The sequence below is a fragment of the Streptomyces sp. NPDC037410 genome (genome assembly GCF_055602235.1).
Map to the genome: position 1 here is coordinate 14,153 of NZ_JBVJWR010000030.1, position 19,944 is coordinate 34,096.

The 19,944-nt window shown below is 73.0% G+C and carries 12 protein-coding genes; 8 read left to right on the forward strand and 4 right to left on the reverse strand.

All coding sequences use genetic code 11. The features are described from left to right. The first annotated feature begins 87 nt into the window (after positions 1–87). Positions 88–1,212 carry a GuaB3 family IMP dehydrogenase-related protein gene (locus ACZ7HT_RS33725; protein ID WP_086828596.1) on the forward strand — a complete coding sequence of 375 codons (1,125 nt, stop codon included), beginning with the start codon at positions 88–90 and terminating at the stop codon, positions 1,210–1,212. 60 nt (positions 1,213–1,272) lie between these two features. Here ACZ7HT_RS33725 and ACZ7HT_RS33730 read toward each other — a convergent pair whose 3' ends face one another. The 3 genes from ACZ7HT_RS33730 to ACZ7HT_RS33740 all read right to left on the reverse strand — a co-directional run bounded on the left by ACZ7HT_RS33730 (position 1,273) and on the right by ACZ7HT_RS33740 (position 3,425). After that, a complete protein-coding gene (locus ACZ7HT_RS33730) occupies positions 1,273–1,761 on the reverse strand; it encodes a hypothetical protein (RefSeq protein ID WP_471173062.1) in 489 nt (162 codons plus the stop codon). A gap of 50 nt (positions 1,762–1,811) precedes the next feature. After that, entirely contained in the window at positions 1,812–2,081 is a 270-nt protein-coding gene (locus tag ACZ7HT_RS33735) for a hypothetical protein (protein WP_471173065.1), read from the reverse strand. A gap of 102 nt (positions 2,082–2,183) precedes the next feature. After that, on the reverse strand, positions 2,184–3,425 hold the full coding sequence (locus tag ACZ7HT_RS33740) for a nucleotide sugar dehydrogenase (protein WP_471173066.1): 1,242 nt from the start codon (positions 3,423–3,425) through the stop codon (positions 2,184–2,186). A 298-nt stretch (positions 3,426–3,723) separates the two neighbouring features. Here ACZ7HT_RS33740 and ACZ7HT_RS33745 point away from each other — a divergent pair, with 298 nt between their 5' ends. From ACZ7HT_RS33745 to ACZ7HT_RS33770, 6 genes are all read left to right on the forward strand, one after another. Continuing rightward, positions 3,724–5,460 (forward strand): glycerol-3-phosphate dehydrogenase/oxidase, encoded by a 1,737-nt coding sequence (locus tag ACZ7HT_RS33745; protein WP_471173069.1) that lies wholly within the window; start codon positions 3,724–3,726, stop codon positions 5,458–5,460. Between the two features lie 211 nt (positions 5,461–5,671). Continuing rightward, complete coding sequence (locus ACZ7HT_RS33750) at positions 5,672–8,068, forward strand: serine/threonine-protein kinase (protein ID WP_471173071.1); 2,397 nt, start codon at positions 5,672–5,674, stop codon at positions 8,066–8,068. Positions 8,069–8,228: 160 nt separating this feature from the next. Continuing rightward, positions 8,229–11,300 (forward strand): protein kinase, encoded by a 3,072-nt coding sequence (locus ACZ7HT_RS33755; RefSeq protein WP_471173074.1) that lies wholly within the window; start codon positions 8,229–8,231, stop codon positions 11,298–11,300. A gap of 112 nt (positions 11,301–11,412) precedes the next feature. Continuing rightward, a complete protein-coding gene (locus ACZ7HT_RS33760; protein ID WP_471173077.1) occupies positions 11,413–13,107 on the forward strand; it encodes a serine/threonine-protein kinase in 1,695 nt (564 codons plus the stop codon). A gap of 201 nt (positions 13,108–13,308) precedes the next feature. After that, complete coding sequence (locus ACZ7HT_RS33765; protein ID WP_471173080.1) at positions 13,309–14,973, forward strand: succinic semialdehyde dehydrogenase; 1,665 nt, start codon at positions 13,309–13,311, stop codon at positions 14,971–14,973. A 48-nt stretch (positions 14,974–15,021) separates the two neighbouring features. Continuing rightward, positions 15,022–16,836 carry a GMC oxidoreductase gene (locus ACZ7HT_RS33770; protein ID WP_471173082.1) on the forward strand — a complete coding sequence of 605 codons (1,815 nt, stop codon included), beginning with the start codon at positions 15,022–15,024 and terminating at the stop codon, positions 16,834–16,836. Between the two features lie 694 nt (positions 16,837–17,530). Here ACZ7HT_RS33770 and ACZ7HT_RS33775 read toward each other — a convergent pair. Further along, positions 17,531–17,821: a chorismate mutase gene (locus ACZ7HT_RS33775; protein WP_471173085.1), complete on the reverse strand. Its 291-nt coding sequence runs from the start codon at positions 17,819–17,821 to the stop codon at positions 17,531–17,533. 401 nt (positions 17,822–18,222) lie between these two features. On the opposite strand from ACZ7HT_RS33775, the gene guaA reads away from it, so the two are divergent. Continuing rightward, the gene (gene guaA / locus ACZ7HT_RS33780; RefSeq protein WP_471173089.1) at positions 18,223–19,815 is read left to right on the forward strand and encodes a glutamine-hydrolyzing GMP synthase; all 1,593 of its coding nucleotides are present in this window, start codon (positions 18,223–18,225) and stop codon (positions 19,813–19,815) included. The last annotated feature ends 129 nt before the right edge of the window (positions 19,816–19,944 follow it).

Below are 19,944 nucleotides of genomic sequence, written 5' to 3' on the forward strand. Positions count from 1 at the left end.
GCGGTTCCGGCATGTGGCCGGAGCCGCCCCTCATGCTTGCGTCGGGGATACTGGTAGGCGCAGACGTAGAGGGAAAGGCCACACATCGTGACTGAGATCGAGATCGGGCGCGGCAAGCGCGGCCGCAGGGCGTACGCGTTCGACGACATCGCCGTCGTTCCGAGCCGGCGCACCCGGGACCCGAAGGAGGTCTCGATCGCCTGGCAGATCGACGCCTACCGCTTCGAGCTGCCGTTCCTGGCCGCCCCGATGGACTCGGTCGTCTCGCCGCAGACCGCCATCCGCATCGGCGAGCTGGGCGGCCTCGGCGTCCTGAACCTGGAGGGTCTCTGGACCCGGTACGAGGACCCGCAGCCGCTCCTCGACGAGATCGCCGAGCTCGACGAGGCGACCGCGACCCGCCGTCTGCAGGAGATCTACGCCGCCCCGATCAAGGAAGAGCTGATCGGGCAGCGCATCAAGGAGGTGCGCGACTCCGGTGTCGTCACCGCCGCCGCGCTCTCCCCGCAGCGCACCGCCCAGTTCTCGAAGGCCGTCGTCGACGCCGGCGTGGACATCTTCGTCATCCGCGGCACGACGGTCTCCGCCGAGCACGTCTCCGGCGCGGCCGAGCCGCTGAACCTGAAGCAGTTCATCTACGAGCTCGACGTCCCGGTCATCGTCGGCGGCTGCGCCACGTACACCGCGGCCCTGCACCTGATGCGCACCGGCGCGGCCGGCGTCCTGGTCGGCTTCGGCGGCGGCGCCGCGCACACCACCCGTAACGTCCTGGGCATCCAGGTCCCGATGGCGACCGCGGTCGCCGACGTGGCCGCGGCCCGCCGCGACTACATGGACGAGTCCGGCGGCCGGTACGTGCACGTCATCGCCGACGGCGGCGTGGGCTGGTCCGGCGACCTCCCGAAGGCCATCGCCTGCGGCGCCGACGCCGTCATGATGGGCTCCCCGCTGGCCCGCGCCACGGACGCGCCCGGCAAGGGCCACCACTGGGGCATGGAGGCCGTCCACGAGGACGTGCCGCGCGGCAAGCTGGTCGACCTGGGCATCGTCGGCACCACCGAGGAGATCCTCGCGGGCCCGTCGCACATCCCGGACGGCTCGATGAACTTCTTCGGCGCCCTGCGCCGCGCGATGGCCACCACGGGCTACAGCGAGCTCAAGGAGTTCCAGCGCGTCGAGGTCACGGTCGCGGACGCGCAGCACAAGCGCTGACCTTCCGTACGTACGCCGAGGGGCCCCGCACCGGGTGGTGCGGGGCCCCTCGGCGTACGGCTACGCGGCGGCCTTCCTGGCGCCGGAGAACGCGGCGAAGGCGGCGAGGCCGAGGAACAGGAAGGTCAGCGGGTCCTTGCTCTCGTTCCACGCTTCCGTCAGGAGACCGAACTGCTGGAAGAAGAGGTCCGTGGCGGAGACGTTCAGCTGCTTGGAGGCCATGATCGCGATGCCCACGAGCTGGCCGAGGTAGACGGAGCCGAGGGACAGGGCGGCGGCGACGACCGGCAGGGCGGGGTTGCGGCCGCCGACCTTTCCGGCGGCGAGACCGACGAGGAAGCCGACACCGACGGCGGCCCAGCCGATCTCGCGCTCGATGCCGCCGATGACGGCTCCGTACACCCCGGCCGCGACGAGGGCCGCGACCACGGCGGCGACGAGACCGAGCGCCACGTTGCCACCGGCGGACGCCGGCGGGGCCGACGGGTACTGCTGGGGCGCGGCGCCCTCGGCGAACGGGTTGCCGGGCGGCGGAACGGGCTGACTCATGGTGTGGATCCCCCCAGGGAACAGTGAAGAGCGACCGGGCGTGACGTGTGTCAGCCGGTGAAGGCGGCGATCAGCGCCGCGAAGATCAATCCGAACGCGACCAGGGCCAGCAGCCCGCCGGCCACGCGGAAGCCGAAGGCGGTGGCGATCCGGTCGGGCGGGCCCAGGTCCCCCCTGGCGTGTGCGTGCAGCTCGATGTTGCGCAGCTGCCGCTGTTCGAACCGGACGGCGCAGTCCCTGACGTTCAGTGCGGGGCAGAGGCTCGCGACCCCTGCCGCCAGGAAGAACGCGAAGAGCAGCAGGATGAAGACGTCGAACACGCGGGCCCCCGGAACGGTGCGCGCGTGGAACGGTGCGCGCTGAGGTCCCGGAGGCTAGCAGCTGTACATGACAACGGCATAGGAATTTCTGCCGGGCCGTCCTCAGAGGCGGTGGGCCGCCCCCGCGGGCGTCGCGCCCCGGGTGTCCAGGAGGAGCTGGGCCTTCACCGAGAGGCCCTGGAGGTCGTACGTGCGGTGGTGCTGGAGCAGGACCGTGAGGTCGGCGTGGGCGGCCGCCTCGTAGAGCGAGTCCGCGCGGGGGACGGGCAGCTCGCGGACGCGCCAGTCGGGGACGTGCGGGTCGTGGTAGCTGACGGCCGCGCCCAGGTCCATCAGGCGGCGGGCGATCTCGTCGGCGGGGGAGCCCTGCCGGTCGGGGAGATCGGGCTTGTACGTGATGCCGAGCAGCAGGATCCGGGCGCCGCGGGCCGACTTGCCGTGCTCGTTGAGGAGGGTCGCGGCGCGCTGGACGACGTACTGCGGCATGCGCTCGTTGACCTGGCCGGCGAGCTCGACGAGACGGAGCGGGCGGTGGGCGCCGACCGTGTCGACGGGGACGCCGTGGCCGCCGACGCCGGGTCCCGGGCGGAAGGCCTGGAAGCCGAAGGGCTTGGTCTCGGCGCAGCGGATGACGTCCCACAGGTCGACGCCGAGTTCGTGGCAGAGGACCGCCATCTCGTTGACGAGGGCGATGTTGACGTGCCGGAAGTTGGTCTCCAGGAGCTTGACCGTCTCCGCCTCGCGGGGTCCACGCGCGCGTACCACCTTGTCGGTGAGCCGCCCGTAGAAGGCGGCCGCGGACTCGGTGCAGGCCGGGGTGAGGCCGCCGATGACCTTGGGGGTGCCGGCGTAGCCGTGGGTGCGGCTGCCGGGGTCGAGGCGGCCGGGCGAGTACGCCAGGTGGAAGTCGCGTCCGGCGCGCAGGCCGGAGCCCGCCTCCAGGACCTCGCGGAGGAGGCCCTCGGTGGTGCCCGGGGGGACCGGGGACTCCAGGAGGACGGTGGTGTGGGGGCGCAGCCGGGCGGCGAGCGCGCGGGCGGCGTCGGTGACGGCGGTGAGGTCGAGGGTCCGGTCGGGGCCGAGGGGGGTCGGGGCGCAGAGGACGGCGGTGCGGACCCGGCCGAGTTCGGCGGGGTTGGTGGTCGGCCGGAAGCCGCCCGAGAGCATCCGGCGGATCTCGGGGGCGGTGAGGGAGCCGTCCACCGGAGAGCGGCCGGCGGCGAGTTCGGCGACGGGGCGCGGGTCGGTGTCGTAGCCGATGGTGTCGATGCCTGCGGCGGTGGCCGCCTGGGCCAGGGGGAGTCCGTGGTGGCCGAGGCCGATGACGGCGAGATCAGCGGGCATGGGGGGTGGGCCGTCCTTCCCAGTAGCCGGAGGGGACGCGACGCGCAAGCCCGGTGGACAGAACGGGTCGAGCGCAATGTCAGACTAGGCGTAAATATGACCGATCTGCGGCATTGTGGAGCCGAAGGTCGCCGAGTGTTATCCACAGGTCAGCCGCGAGGCGGTGGCTGAAGTCGCGGGGGCGGGCCAGAATCGAGCTGTGAGCCGGACCACACGGGCCCGGTTCGCGGCTCGCGTACGGCAGGACCGGGCGCGTGCGCGAGTGCGTGACCGACGGGGGATGACGGGAGGCAGCAGCGTGAGGACAGCGACACTGGGACCCGCCGAGCGCGCCGAGGCGCTCGCGGCCATGGCCGAGCGAGAGCTGGACGTGCTGGTCGTCGGCGCCGGAGTGGTCGGCGCCGGAACCGCCCTCGACGCCGTCACGAGAGGGCTCTCCACCGGCATCGTCGAGGCCCGCGACTGGGCCTCGGGCACCTCCAGCAGGTCCAGCAAGCTCATCCACGGCGGCCTGCGCTATCTGGAGATGCTGGACTTCGCGCTCGTACGGGAGGCCCTCAAGGAGCGCGGACTGCTCCTGGAGCGGCTCGCACCCCACCTGGTGAAGCCGGTCCCCTTCCTCTACCCGCTCCAGCACAAGGGCTGGGAGCGGTTCTACGCCGGCTCGGGCGTCGCGCTGTACGACGCGATGTCGCTCTCCTCCGGACACGGCCGGGGACTCCCCGTCCACCGCCACCTCTCCCGGCGCAACGCCCTGCGCGTCGCACCCTGCCTGAAGAAGGACGCCCTCGTCGGCGCCCTGCAGTACTACGACGCCCAGATGGACGACGCCCGCTTCGTCACCACCCTCGTGCGCACCGCCGCCTCCTACGGTGCCAGGGCCGCCAGCCGGGCCCGGGTCATCGGCTTCCTCCGCGAGGGCGAGCGGGTCGTCGGCGCCCGCGTCCAGGACGTCGAGGCCGGGCAGGCGTACGAGATCAGGGCCAAGCAGATCGTCAACGCCACCGGCGTGTGGACCGACGACACCCAGGCCCTCATCGGGGAGCGCGGCCAGTTCCACGTCCGCGCCTCCAAGGGCATCCACCTCGTCGTGCCCAAGGACCGCATCCACTCGACCACCGGACTGATCCTGCGCACCGAGAAGTCCGTCCTCTTCGTCATCCCCTGGGGACGGCACTGGATCGTCGGCACCACCGACACCGACTGGGACCTCGACAAGGCGCACCCCGCCGCCTCCAGCGCCGACATCGACTACCTCCTGGAGCACGTGAACACGGTCCTCGCCACCCCGCTCACCCGGGACGACGTCCAGGGCGTCTACGCCGGCCTGCGCCCCCTCCTCGCCGGCGAGTCGGACGCCACCAGCAAGCTCTCCCGCGAGCACACCGTCGCCCACCCGGTCCCCGGCCTCGTGGTCGTCGCCGGCGGCAAGTACACGACGTACCGCGTGATGGCGAAGGACGCCGTCGACGAGGCGGTGCACGGCCTCGGCCTTGGGGTATCCCCTGCACGAAGTGCTTGGGGAGGGGTCGCCCCCTGCGTCACCGAGGACACCCCGCTCCTCGGCGCCGAGGGCTACCGCGCCCTGTGGAACGCGCGGGCGAGAACCGCCGCCAGGACCGGGCTGCACGTCGTCCGGGTCGAGCATCTCCTCAACCGCTACGGCTCCCTGACGGAGGAGATCCTCGACCTCGTCGCGGCCGATCCCGGCCTCGGCGCACCGCTCGCGGCGGCCGAGGACTACCTGCGCGCCGAGATCGTCTACGCCGCCTCGCACGAAGGCGCGCGCCACCTCGACGACGTCCTCACCCGGCGGACCAGGATCTCCATCGAGACCTTCGACCGGGGCACGCTCAGCGCCCGCGAGTGCGCGGAACTGATGGCGCCGGTCCTCGGCTGGGACGAGCGCCAGATCGAGAAGGAGGTCGAGCACTACGAGAAGCGGGTGGAGGCGGAGAGGGAGTCGCAGCGGCAGCCCGACGACCTGACGGCGGACGCCGCCCGGCTCGGCGCGCCGGACATCGTGCCCATCTGACGGGACGTCCGGGGGCCGCCGTGCGGGGGTCCGAAGGGGCCGTGTCCGGCGGGAACCTCCGGGGCACCCGGAGGCGTCGTATCCCGGAGTGCGGACCCGGGGGCGCCACCCGCCCCGAGGTGAGGGACAATGGCCTCTCTTCCAGGGCGGGTTACCGCATCGCGCGGGAAGCGGCAGACGCGGCGAAGATCAGGGATCGCAGAGGGGACGCATGTCGGAGGCGGAGCAGTCGCGGGACAAGGCGAGGGACCCCAGGCGGGACGCCGCCGCGGGGGCCGCGACCGACGGCGACCGAGGAGCGGTTCCGGCCGCGCGTAAGCCGGAGTGGAACACGGAGGACGCGCAGGTCAGCGAGGGTGCACAGGACCCTCGGGACGGGCGTGAGCCGGAGCGGGACACCGAGGGCGCGAAGCCCGCGGAGCCCGTGGAGCCCGTGGACTTCGGAAAGTCCGCGGAGTCCGCGGCGACCTCTCGGGGCGTCGCGGACCCGGCGGGCAGCGAGTCCGCCGGGGAGGTGAAGGACCCTCAGGACGCGCCGTCCGGCCGGGCGACGGGTGCGGGCGACGCCGTCGCCGGCGGACGGCTGCGCGGCACCGAGCCGTCGACCGGACGCGCCGGATTCGGCGCCGGCGACGGCGACGGCGAGAGCGACCGCCGGACCGGCGCCACCCCGCGCGGCGGCGACAGGTTCCGCAAGGACCCGGTCGGCGAGGGCCGGCTGCTCGCCGGCCGCTACCGGCTCGGCGCGGTCCTCGGCCGCGGTGGCATGGGCACCGTCTGGCGCGCCGTCGACGAGACCCTCGGCCGCACCGTCGCCGTCAAGGAGCTCCGCTTCCCGACGAGCATCGACGAGGACGAGAAGCGACGCCTCATCACCCGGACCCTGCGCGAGGCCAAGGCCATCGCCCGGATCCGCAACAACGGCGCCGTCACCGTCTACGACGTCGTCGACGAGGACGACCGCCCGTGGATCGTCATGGAGCTCATCGAGGGCAAGTCCCTCGCGGACGCCGTCCGCGAGGACGGCACGCTCACGTCCCGGCGCGCCGCCGAGGTCGGCCTCGCCATCCTCGACGTGCTGCGCTCGGCGCACCGCGAGGGCATCCTGCACCGCGACGTGAAGCCGTCCAACGTGCTGATCGCCGAGGACGGCCGCGTCGTCCTCACCGACTTCGGCATCGCCCAGGTGGAGGGCGACCCCTCGATCACCTCCACCGGCATGCTCGTCGGCGCCCCCTCGTACATCTCCCCGGAGCGCGCCCGCGGCCACAAGCCCGGACCGGCCGCCGACATGTGGTCGCTCGGCGGCCTCATCTACGCGGCGGTCGAGGGCAGCCCGCCGTACGACAAGGGCTCCGCCATCGCCACCCTCACGGCCGTCATGACCGAGCCGGTCGACCCCCCGAAGAACGCGGGACCCGAGCTCGAGAAGGTCATCTACGGCCTGCTCGCCAAGGACCCGGCGCAGCGGCTCGACGACGCCGGCGCCCGGGTCCTGCTGCGGGCCGTGCTCGACGCTCCCGAGCCGGCGCCCGTGGCCTCGCCCGAGGTCACCACCGTCGTACCGCTGCCGCCGCGCCCCGAGCAGACCGCGGTGGTCCCGGCGACCCCGGCGGCCGACAAGGGGCCCGACGCGGCCGCCGACCGGATGCGCGGCGCGCTGAAGTCCGTACGGAACGCGGCGGCGTCCGTGAAGGCCGAGCCGACGCCGACGCCCGGCCCGAGGCTCGCGACCGAGCCGCTGCGGGGCGGCGGCAAGCCCACCCCGGCCCGCGCGCCGCTGACCGACGTCGTGCCGCGCCGCACCCTGGTGATCATCGCCGCGGTCGCCGTCCTCGCCGTGCTCGGCACGATCCTGGCGGTCTCCCTCGGCGGCGGGGGCGACGAGGGCAACCAGGGCAAGGGCGGCGGCAGCACGGCCTCCGCGGGCGCCTCGACCGGAGGCGCCGACGGCTCCGGCGGTTCCGGCGGTTCCGGTTCCGGTGGCGCCCAGGGCCAGTCCTCGGGCGGCCCCGGCCAGCAGGGCGGTGTCCAGCCCGGCGACAACGGCAGCACGGGGTCGACGGGTGCCGACGGCACGACCGGGTCCACGGACGGGCAGCACGGCACCACGCCCTCCGGAAAGCCCGGCGGCGACGCCGGCACGCAGCTGCCCGCCGGCTACAGCCTCGTCACCAACGGCCCGCTGCACTTCTCGATGGCGATGCCCGCGTCCTTCAAGCAGAGCTCGATCCCGGGCTACTCGCTCGGCGCGATCTTCAGCGAGAGCGGCGGCTTCCCGCGCGTCCAGGTCGACTACAACGGCAGCCCGAAGGACGACGCGGCGAGCGCCTGGGAGCTCGCCCGCTACGGCGTGGCCGCCACCAGCCAGGACTACAAGCACCTCGGCATAAGGACCGTCTCGTACAAGGGCTACCCGACCGTCGCCGACTGGGAGTTCGAGCGCACCCAGAAGGGCGTCCGCGTCCACGTGCTCAACCGCGGCTTCAAGGTGGACGCCACGCACGGCTACTCCATCATGGTCAGCTGCGCGAAGGACGAGTGGAACGGCGCCGCGTGCAAGACGCTGCGGGAGACGGCGTTCGCCACGTTCAGCCCCAAGGACTGACCGGTGGCACGTATCGTGAGGTTCACGGACCGAAAGCAGCCGAACAGAGCCGTCAACTGCGCGGTGCCGGACCGGAACTGACAGCGAACCCGCGTGATCCCGCCCGGTCCCGAGGGATCCGCGGGGTCACGGGGGACAGCGTGCGCGCGGGGGAGGCGTCGTGGACGACTACGCGGGAAGGGTGCTCGCCGACCGCTACCGCCTGCCGCTGCCACCGGCGGACGCCGACGCGTACGAACCGGTGGAGACGCGCGCGTTCGACACGTACAGCGGGCAGGAGGTCCTGGTCCGCCAGGTGCCGCTGCCGGAGTTCGTCGATGCCGAGGTGCTCGACGGGCAGGGCGGTCCCGCCGGCCCCCACGGCGCCGCGGGGCAGGCCACCCGCCGGCCGGCCGAGCCCGTCGTCCGCCGCGCGATAGAGGCGGCCCAGGCCGCCGCGCAGATCCCCGACCATCCCCTCCTCGACCAGGTCTTCGACGTCTTCGCGGAGGCCGGCTCGCTGTGGATAGTGAGCGAGCGCGTGGCGGCCAGACCGCTGTCGGCGCTCCTCGCCGAGCGGCCCCTCAACCCGTACCGCGCCGCCGAGATAGGCGCCGACGTCCTCACCGCGCTGCGCGTCCTCCACGCCCACGGCTGGGTGCACCGGAACATCACCGCCAGGACCGTGCTCGTCTGCGAGGACGGCCGCGTGGTCCTCACCGGCCTCGCGGCCGGCGCGGCCGAGGAGGCCCTCTGCGGCTACGCACCGGTCCCGGAACCGGAGGAGGACGGGTTCGCGGCGCCGCCTCCGGCTGCCGGGCAGGGGGAGCTTGAGCTGGGGGAGCTTGAGCGGGGGGAGGCTGAGCAGGGGGATGACGGGGCCGACCCGTACGGGGAGGAGGGGTACGAGGCCGACGAGTACGGCTCCGGGGGGTTTGGCTCCGAGGGGTACGGCTCCGAGGGGTTTGGGTCCGAGACCTACGAGGACGGCGGGTACGGCTCCGCGGTCCACGAGGTCGAGGAATGCGAGGAGTACGCGCCCGAGGAGGAGGCTTCCGAGGAGTACGGGTCCGAGGCCTACGACGTCGAGGTGTACGAGGAAGTCGGGGAGTCGTACGAGGAAGTCGGGGAGGTGTACGAGGAAGTCGGCGAGGGCGACGAGGACGGCGGCGAGCCCTACCCGGACGGCACCGGGCGCAGCCCCTACGGGCCCTCCGGCCCCGACTCCTACGGTTCCGACCCCTACGGGCGGGCCACGCCCGCACCCGCCGAGACGCAGCCCCTGCCCGTGCCGCCCACCGCCGACGTGCGGGCCGCGCGGGCCGGGGCCATCGCCGCGTACCGCGCCGGAGCCCGAGCCGCCACCGCGCTCGGCGAGACCGGGCCGCTCCCCGTCCAGCGCCCCGCACCGCCGGACACGCCCGCACCACCCCCGCCGCCGACGGCGCAGGCGGCCGGCGCACCCGAGCCGCAGTGGTGGGCGCGGGTGGCCGAGGACGAGGACGACGAGGACGACGGCGACGAGCCGTACGGCTCCGGCCCGCCGCCGCGCGTGATGCTGGCCGGCAGCTGGAGCGACGGCCCGCACGCCGCACGGGACGGCGCAGGGCCGATCCCTGCCGGTGGCGGCAACGTGCTGCCCGGTTCGGGCCGCCCGGCCCTGCCCGCCGGGTACACCGCGGCGACCCCGGACCCCGCGCGCCTCCCGGTCCCCGTCGGCGCCCGCGACGAGGCCCCGGTCGCGATCCCGGCGCAGGCGCACCGCGGCCCGACGACGCGGCTCGCCGCCGAACGGGCCCGCCAGACCCGGATCGCGGTCGTCGGTGCCGTGACCGAGCGCTGGGCGCCCGAGCAGGCCGGCCCCGTGCACGAGAACTGGCGCCTCGCCCCGCCGATCGGCCCCGCGACCGACCTGTGGGCGCTCGGCGCGCTGCTCTACCGGGCCGTCCAGGGCCATGCCCCGTACCCCGAGGACAGCGCGGCCGAGCTGGTGCAGCTGGTCTGCGCGGAGCCGCCGGCCTTCGCCGAGGAGTGCGGGCCCCTGCGCCCGGTCGTGGAGTCCCTGCTGCGTCAGGACCCGACCGAGCGGCCGGACTTCGAGGAGCTGCGCGGCTGGCTGCGCTCCCTGGTCCGCTCGGCGCCGGAGCCGGACGCCGGGCTCGGAGTCGTACCGCTGCCGTCCTTCGACGAGGCCCGGCTGCCGATCGTGCGCCGGCGCGGTGAGCTGGTGCGCCGGTGGCGCGGGGGAGCGGGGGCGGGCCGGCACCGCCACAAGCGCGGCAAGGACCCGCGCCCCGCGACCCGGCAGGGCCCCGGACACGGCGACGAGTACGGCCACGCGCGCGTGGAGCCGGATTACCGCGAGGAGTTCCGCGAAGGGTTCCGCGAGGAGTTCCGCGGGCACGAAGGGTTCCGCGAGGAGTTCGAGGACGGGTTCCGCGAGGAGTACGACGAAGAGATCCCGCAGCGCGCCCCACGTGCCCCGCGCGCCCCACGCGCGCCGCGCACCCCCCGGTCCTCCGCGCGCCCGTCGTCCTCCCGTACCCCCGGCTCCCCGCGCTCCCTGGGCCGTACGCTCCTGCTCCTCGTCCTCCTGCTGCTCGCGGGAGCCGTCGCGTACGCCGTGTTCTTCCTGCCCAAGGAGGGTGAGCAGCCCACCGCGCCGACCACACCCGGGGCCACGCCCGCGACGGCGAAGCCGTCAGGCGAACCGACCACGCGGCCGACGGCCGAGCCGTCCTCGCAGCCGACCAGGGCCGCCACCACCCCGCCCCCGGCCGATCCTTCGGCCCCCGCGCTCGCCGCCGGGTACGAACTGCGCCAGGACCCGGAGGGCTTCCGGATCGGGGTCCCGAAGGGGTGGCGGCGCAGCCCGATCAACGACGCCGGGCAAGTGCGCTTCACCGACGGCGGGTTCACGATGATCGTGGTCCCCGGCCGGGACGGCGTCCGGGACAACGGCTCGGACCCGCTGGAGTACCAGAACGTCAAGGAGCGGGAGCTGGAGCCGTATCGGTCGTCCAGCTGGGCGCAGGTGGAGCGGGCGCGCCGGGTGGACATCGGCCGGACGCCGACGGCCGAGGGCAGTTACACCTGGCCGGACAGCACGGGCCGCCAGGTGTTCGTGCGCAATCTCGTCGTGATCGACGGCGGCCGGTACCACGTCGTCCAGGTCATCGGCCCGGAGAGCGAGCGGGACAAGGTGTCGGAGATATACGAGCAGGCCGCGAAGGCGTTCCGCCCGGGACGCTGACGCGCAGGTTCCACCGGCCCCCGGTCACAGTGCTGTTCCTATGACCGCCCCGAGGTTCCGCCCGCCGTCCCCCCCTCCGTAACCTTGCATCAGAAGGAACGGGCGGGGGCAAGTGGAACATTCGCAGAGCGCTTCTCAGGGCACAGGATCGGGGCTGCTGCTCGCCGGTCGCTACCGGCTGGGCGAGTCCATCGGACGCGGCGGCATGGGCAAGGTCTGGCGTGCGCACGACGAGGTGTTGCACCGCGTGGTGGCGGTCAAGGAGCTGACGGCGGGCCGGTTCGTGGCCGAGGCCGACCGGCTGGTGCTGCACGCCCGTACGCAGAAGGAGGCGCGGGCCGCCGCGCGCATCACGCACCCGGGTGTGGTGACCGTCCACGACGTGCTGGAGCACGACAACCGGCCGTGGATCGTGATGCAGTACGTCGACGGGCCCTCGCTCGCCGACGCCGCCAAGGAGGCCGGCACGATCGAGCCCCGCGAGGCGGCCAGGATCGGGCTGCACGTCGTCGGCGCGCTGCGTGCCGCGCACGCGGCCGGGGTGCTGCACCGGGACGTCAAGCCGGGCAACGTGCTGCTCGCGCGGGACGGGCGCGTCCTCATCACGGACTTCGGGATCGCGGCGATCGAGGGGGACTCCACGATCACCCGGACGGGTGAGATCGTCGGCTCCATCGACTACTTGGCGCCCGAGCGGGTACAGGGTGGCGACCCGGGTCCCGCCTCCGACCTCTGGTCCCTCGGCGCCACGCTGTACACGGCGGTGGAGGGCACCTCGCCGTTCCGCCGTACCTCGCCGATCAGCACCATGCAGGCCGTGGTGACCGAGGAGCCGCCGCACCCGCAGAAGGCGGGGCCGCTGGCCTCCGTCATCGTGGCGCTGCTCCGCAAGGACCCGGCGCAGCGGCCGCGCGCGGACGAGGCCGAGCGGATGCTGCTCGACGCGATGGAGGGGCGCGCGCCGGCGGCGGCGCAGGCGTACGTGCCGACCCAGCGCGTGGCCAGGGAGGACCTGGACTCGGCGGCGGACGGTACGGCCGCCGACGCCGGTGCGGAGGGCACGGCGGACGGGCCGCCGAAGGTCACCGCACGCTGGCCCGAACCGCCGCAGCAGCACCAGCCGGCACACGTACCCCACGGGCCGCAGGGGCCTGCCCGTCTCGCGCCCGCTTCCCCGTCCTCCTCCGGCCGTGGCCGCTGGCGTTCCGCCCTGCTCGCGGCGCTGCTCGCCGGGGTCGTCGCCGGCGGTGCCGTCTTCGCCGCGATGAACTACGCGGGTGGAATCGGCGACCGCGACCCCGGTGGCGACGGACGGACCACGTCGAGTGCCCCCGCGACCGAGAAGGCCTCCGACATCCCGGCCGGCTGGCACCGCGTCGAGGACCGGGAGGGCTTCAGCCTCCTCGTACCGGACGGCTGGAAGCGGCAGACGGAGGGGGATCAGATCGACTACACCCCGGACAACGGCCGCCACCGCATCCGGATCAGCATCGACAAGAGCCCCGACTTCGAGAATCCGTACATGCATGCGATCGACCTGGAGCGCCAGCTCGGGAAGCGCATGGACTACAACCGGGTCAAGCTCAACCAGACGACGTACCGCGACCAGGTCCGCTCCTGCCTGTGGGAGTTCACCTGGACCGAGAAGAAGGACTTCCCCGGGCCGCGGCACGCGATCGACCAGATGTACTACGAGGACGACGGCACCGAGTACGCGATCTACATGTCCTCGCCGGAGTCGAGCTGGGAGACCACCCGGGAGCAGTTCGACATCGTCGTCCAGCACTGGCGCGCGCCGGGGGTGTGACCAGGCGGTCGCGCCGGGGGCGTGACCGGGCGGAGACGACTCCACGCCCGGCGCGGAGAAATCTCCGGGCCGGGCCTCCGGTGGCCGTAAGCCCCTGATCAGGGCTTATGTGCCAGTGATCGCTGGCGTGATGTGTGTGGACGGTGAAAACGCGTTACCGACGGGTACCCAAAGGCCGGAACGCGGCCTACGCTCGGCCTCATGACGGACTCGATGGCCCCCGCCGCCCACCTCGACGCCGACAACGCCGCCGAGGCGGCCCGCCCGGCCGCTCCCGCCGGTGCGACCAACCCGGTCGCGCCCGCGCCCGCCGGTGCGCGGACCGCCGCCGACGTCGTGACGCCCGAGCTGGTCGCCCGGTTCACCCGCGGCGTCGTCGGCTCCGGCCGCACCGCCAACCACACCCCCTTCACCGGGAAGAAGCTGGCGGACCTGCCCGAGTCCACCCCCGAGGACGTCGCCGAGGCCTTCACGCGCGCGCGTGCCGCCCAGGCCGCCTGGGCCGCCACCCCGGTCCGGGCCCGCGCCGCCGTCCTCCTGCGCTTCCACGACCTGATCCTCCAGCGGCAGGCCGAGGTCCTCGACCTCATCCAGCTGGAGACCGGCAAGGCCCGCCTGCACGCCCACGAGGAGGTGCAGGCGGTGGCCGTCGCCGCCCGCCACTACGGCCGCAAGGCCGCCTCGTACCTGCGCGCCAAGCGCCACACCGGCGTCGTGCCGACCCTCACCAAGGTCACCGAGCTGCGCCAGCCGCGCGGGGTCGTCGGCCAGATCGCCCCCTGGAACTACCCGCTCGAACTCTCCGTCGGCGACGCGCTCCCCGCCTTCGTCTCGGGCAACGCCGTCGTCATGAAGCCCGACACGGAGACGGCGCTCACCGCGCTCTGGGCCCGCGACCTGCTCATCGAGGCCGGCCTGCCCGCCGCCGTCTTCCAGGTCGTCCTCGGCGAGGGCCCGGTCGTCGGCCCCGAGGTCGTCGCCCACGCCGACTACGTCTCCTTCACCGGCTCCACCCGCACCGGCCGCGAGGTCGCCAAGGGCGCCGCCGCCCGGCTCGTCGGCGTCTCCCTCGAACTCGGCGGCAAGAACGCGATGCTCGTCCTCCAGGACGCCGACATCGAGAAGGCCGCCGCCGGAGCCGTCCGCGCCTGCTTCTCCTCCGCCGGCCAGCTCTGCATCTCCATCGAGCGGCTGTACGTGCACGAGTCGATCGCCGACGCCTTCCTCGACCGCTTCGCCGCCCGCACCAAGGCCATGCGCCTCGGCAACTCCCTCGCGTACGGGGCGGACATGGGCTCCCTCGTCGGCGAGCGGCAGATGGAGGCCGTCACCACGCACGTGGAGGACGCCGTCGCCAAGGGCGCGAAGCTCATCGCCGGCGGCGTCGCCCGCCCCGACATCGGCCCCCTCTTCTACGAGCCGACCATCCTCGACGGCGTCGAGGCCCCGATGGCCGTCTGCACCGAGGAGACCTTCGGCCCGGTCGTGTCGGTCTACCGCTTCCGCGACGAGGACGAGGTCGTCGAGCTCGCCAACGCCACCCCGTACGGCCTCAACTCCTCCGTCTGGACGAAGGACTCGCGCCGCGGCCACGCCGTCGCGGCCCGGCTGCGCACCGGCACCGTCAACATCAACGAGGGGTACGCGCCCGCGTACGGCAGCGTGCAGTCCCCGATGGGCGGCATGAAGGACTCCGGGCTCGGCCGCCGCCACGGCTCCGAGGGCATCCTCAAGTACACCGAGGCGCAGACCGTCGCCCAGCAGCGGCTGATCCCGCTCGCGCCCTCCTTCGGGATGGACGACGAGAAGTACGCCGCGTTCATGAGCGTGTCCCTGAAGGCGATGAAGGCCCTGCGCCTGCGCTGACGCCCTGTCTTTCCCACACCCCTTCCGTCCTTCCGCACGAGGAGAGCCATGACCGCGGTACCCCCTGCCCAGAATCAGGCCGAGGACGGCCCGGAGGACGGCTACGACTACGACGTCCTGGTCGTCGGCTCCGGCTTCGGCGGTTCGGTCACCGCCCTCCGCCTCACCGAGAAGGGCTACCGGGTCGGCGTCCTGGAGGCCGGGCGCCGCTTCACCCGCGCGACCCTGCCCAAGAACTCCTGGGACCTGAAGAACTTCCTGTGGGCCCCCGCCCTCGGCCTCTACGGCCTCCAGCGCATCCACCTGCTCGGCAACGTCATGGTGCTCGCGGGCGCCGGCGTGGGCGGCGGCTCCCTCAACTACGCCAACACCCTCTACGTACCGCCCAAGCCCTTCTTCGACGACCCGCAGTGGAAGGACATCACGGACTGGCAGGAGGAGCTGCGGCCGTACTACGACCAGGCGAAGCGCATGCTCGGCGTCCGCGTCAACCCGACGATGACCCCCTCCGACGTGCACCTGAAGTCCGCCGCGCAGGCCATGGGCATCGGCGACACCTTCCACATGGCGCCCGTCGGCGTCTTCTTCGGCGACGGCGAGGACGCCGACGGCACGGCGAAGGCCAAGCCCGGCGGCGAAGTCGCCGACCCCTACTTCGGCGGCGCGGGCCCGGCCCGGCGCGCCTGCACCGAATGCGGCGAGTGCATGACCGGCTGCCGCCACGGCGCCAAGAACACCCTCAACGAGAACTACCTGTACCTCGCCGAGAAGGCGGGCGCCACCGTCCACCCCATGACCACCGTCGTCACCGTCACCGAGGACTCGCGCGGCGGCTTCGCGGTGAAGACCCTGCCCACCGACAACCGCAAGAAGGGCAGCGGCCGGACCTTCACCGCCCGCCGGGTGGTCATCGCCGCCGGCACGTACGGCACGCAGACCCTGCTGCACCGGATGAAGGACAGCGGACTGCTGCCCCGGATCTCGAACCGGCTCGGCGAGCTCACCCGCACCAACTCCGAGGGCCTCGTCGGCGCCCAGACCACCGACCGCCGCTACCGCAGGAAGCACGGCAAGGAGAAGGCCGACTTCACCAGGGGCGTCGCCATCACCTCGTCCGTCCACCCCGACGAGAACACCCACATCGAGCCCGTCCGGTACGGCAAGGGCTCCAACTCGATGGGCAGCCTGACCGTCCTCCAGGTGCCCTACAGCGCCCACCGGGTACGCGCCTGGTTCCTCAACCTGCTCAAGCACCCGACGCTCGCCGTCCGCTCGCTCTCCAACTGGCACTGGTCCGAGCGGACCATCATCGGCCTGGTCATGCAGTCCCTCGACAACTCCCTCACCACCTACCGCAAGCCCGGCGGCCTCGGAAAGGGCCTGCTCACGGCCCGCCAGGGGCACGGCGCGCCGAACCCGGTCCAGATCCCTGAGGCCACCCAGGCCGCCACCCTCCTCGCCGAGGAGATCAACGGCTTCGCCGGCTCCAACGTCGGCGAACTGATGGGCACCCCGCTCACCGCGCACTTCCTCGGCGGCTGCCCGATCGGCGCCGACGGTGAGACCGGCGTCATCGACCCGTACCACCGGCTCTTCGGCCACCCGGGGATCTCCGTCGTCGACGGCGCGGCCGTCTCCGCCAACCTCGGCGTCAACCCGTCCCTGACGATCACGGCCCAGGCGGAGCGCGCCATGTCCTTCTGGCCGAACAAGGGCGAGGAGGACCCGCGCCCGCGGCAGGGCGAGGTGTACGCACGGATCGCGGCGGTCGAGCCGAAGTCCCCCGCCGTCCCGTCCGAGGCCTTCGGCGCCCTGCGGCTGCCGTTCCTGGGGATGCCGGCGGTCCCGCCGAAGAAGGACTGACGCCGACACGCGTAGATGGAAAGGGCGCTGCACCCCCCTCCGAGTGCAGCGCCCCTCCGGCTTTGGTGTTGCTGCATAGATGACCTGCGACCGGAGGGATTGGTTGTAGCGGTTGCACAGGTTCTTCGTGTGACGCGCGTCACATCCTGGGGCGGGTCGTGAAAAGGGCCCCGCGCTCGCGATTCCGGTCGCGGCGCGGGGCCCTCGGGGTCGGCACCGGTGTCAGGGCAGCGGCGGTGCCGAGCGGGGCGGCGCCGGGGGGTTGCGCCGCAGGGGGAGGGGATCGGGGGATCTGGGGGACGGGAGGATCGGGAGATCGGCCGGTTGCGGCCGGCCCCGGGCGTCCCCGGGACCGACCGCCCTTTCTGGGTGACCGGGCTGCTGTCCCCTGCTGTCCGGTCACAAGCGCTGGTGCGAGGTCCCACGACGTACCGGAGAGGCACGCCACACGCCCCAGCGAAGCCACGCGTGGTTTCTTTCGGGCCCGCCCCTGGCTGGCACGGACACCCGGACCAACGAAGCCCGGCCGGAGCCGGTCACGCGCCGTACGGGTGAGAGCCGTACCGAACGCGGGTACGGGCACGCACCCGGATGCGTGCCCGGGGTTCTCGGGTTTCCGCGCTTCTCGGGGGGCTCAGATGTGGCTCGCGTTCCCCCCCCGGGCCTCAGATGTGGCTCGCGTTCCCCCGGGCCCTCAGATGCGGCCCCGGCACAGTTCCAGCATCGTCATCGCGAGTGCCGTGCCCGGCTTGCCCAGCGCGTCCCTGTAGTGGGCGAGGACCTCCATCTCGCGGGCCAGGTTCACCCGGCGGCCTCCGGAGGAGATCCGGGCCTCCTGGATGACGGCCGAGACGGCCACCCGTTCCTGGATGAGGCCGATGATCCGGTCGTCGAGCGCGTCGATGCGCTCCCGGGCGTCGCCGATCAGCGCCGCCGCCTCGTCGGTGCGGGCGCCGGTCTTCTCGGTCTGGGTCATGGCGGTCATGTCGGGGCTCCTCGTGGTGTCGGATCGGGAGCCCCGGGGCGACATCGCCCGGAGACAAGCAGAACGCCCCGGGCCTTGTCGGCCCGGGGCGCCTGGGAAGTCGCTTGTCAGTTGCTCAAGCAGCACGACCATGGCAGCCGGTGGGCCGGTTGCCATAGGTAAAGACGAAGGTCGAGTGCTTGCGCATGGCGACAGTATGGACCCCTCCGCGCACCCCGGGACAACCCGGGTTCGGATGGTGAGACGAAAAGCGACACCGCCGCGCCGGTAGAATCGACAAATAGCCCCCCCTTCGAGGGAACCCTCAAGGACCCCCAAGGAACCCCAAGGAACCTCAGGGAACCCGAGAGACCCCGAGAGACCCCCCGGGGAACCGCTCCTACCGCCGGAAGGCCGCCGTAGTGTCATCAGCGACTCCCGCTGCCGCGCCCGACGTCTCCAACCCGGACGTAGTCCTCGTTGTCGACTTCGGCGCCCAGTACGCCCAGCTCATCGCCCGTCGCGTCCGTGAGGCGCGGGTCTACAGCGAGATCGTCCCGTCCACCATGCCGGTGGCCGAGATGCTGGCCAAGAACCCCAGGGCGATCATCCTCTCCGGCGGCCCGTCCTCCGTGTACGCCGAGGGCGCCCCGCGCCTCGACCGCGCGCTGTTCGAGGCGGGCGTCCCCGTCTTCGGCATGTGCTACGGCTTCCAGCTGATGGCGACGACCCTCGGTGGCACCGTCGACAACACCGGCGCCCGCGAGTACGGCCGGACCCCGCTGCACGTCTCCAAGGCCGGCTCCACCCTCTTCGAGGGCACCCCGGTCGAGCAGTCCGTGTGGATGTCGCACGGCGACGCCTGCTCCGCCGCCCCCGAGGGCTTCGCCGTCACCGCCTCCACGGACGTCGTGCCGGTCGCCGCCTTCGAGAACGACGAGAAGAAGCTGTACGGCGTCCAGTACCACCCCGAGGTGCTGCACTCCACGCACGGCCAGCAGATCCTCGAGCACTTCCTCTACCGCGGCGCGGGCATCGAGCCCAGCTGGACCACGGGCAACGTGATCGAGGAGCAGGTCGCGGCCATCCGCGCCCAGGTCGGCTCCAAGCGCGCCATCTGCGGTCTCTCCGGCGGCGTCGACTCCGCCGTGGCCGCCGCGCTCGTGCAGAAGGCCATCGGCTCGCAGCTCACCTGCGTCTACGTCGACCACGGTCTGATGCGCAAGGGCGAGACCGAGCAGGTCGAGAAGGACTTCGTGGCCGCCACCGGCGCCAACCTGGTCGTCGTCGACGCGCAGGAGCGCTTCCTGGACGCGCTCGCCGGCGTCTCCGACCCGGAGACCAAGCGCAAGATCATCGGCCGCGAGTTCATCCGCGTCTTCGAGCAGGCGCAGCTGGAGATCCTCCAGGAGGAGGGCCCCGAGGTCGCGTTCCTCGTGCAGGGCACCCTCTACCCGGACATCGTCGAGTCCGGCGGCGGCACCGGCACCGCCAACATCAAGTCGCACCACAACGTGGGCGGCCTCCCCGACGACATCGAGTTCGAGCTCGTCGAGCCGCTGCGGCAGCTCTTCAAGGACGAGGTCCGCATGGTCGGCCAGGAGCTCGGCCTGCCCGAGGAGATCGTCCAGCGCCAGCCGTTCCCCGGCCCCGGCCTCGGCATCCGCATCGTCGGCGAGGTCACCAAGGAGCGCCTGGACCTGCTGCGCGACGCCGACGCCATCGCCCGCGAGGAGCTCACCGCGGCCGGTCTCGACCGCGAGATCTGGCAGTGCCCGGTCGTCCTCCTCGCCGACGTCCGCTCGGTGGGCGTCCAGGGCGACGGCCGCACCTACGGCCACCCGATCGTGCTGCGTCCCGTCTCCTCCGAGGACGCCATGACGGCCGACTGGTCGCGCCTGCCCTACGAGGTCCTCGCCAAGATCTCGACCCGCATCACCAACGAGGTCGCCGACGTCAACCGTGTCGTCCTCGACGTCACGAGCAAGCCGCCGGGCACCATCGAGTGGGAGTAATCCCTCCCGCACGCGATTAGCGGGTAAGCCCTCCCGCACACCGCCGAAGCCGCCGCCCCGAACCTCCGGGACGGCGGCTTCGACGCGTCCGGACGCCATGGGCGTGGGGGCTTCGACGCGTCCGGACCT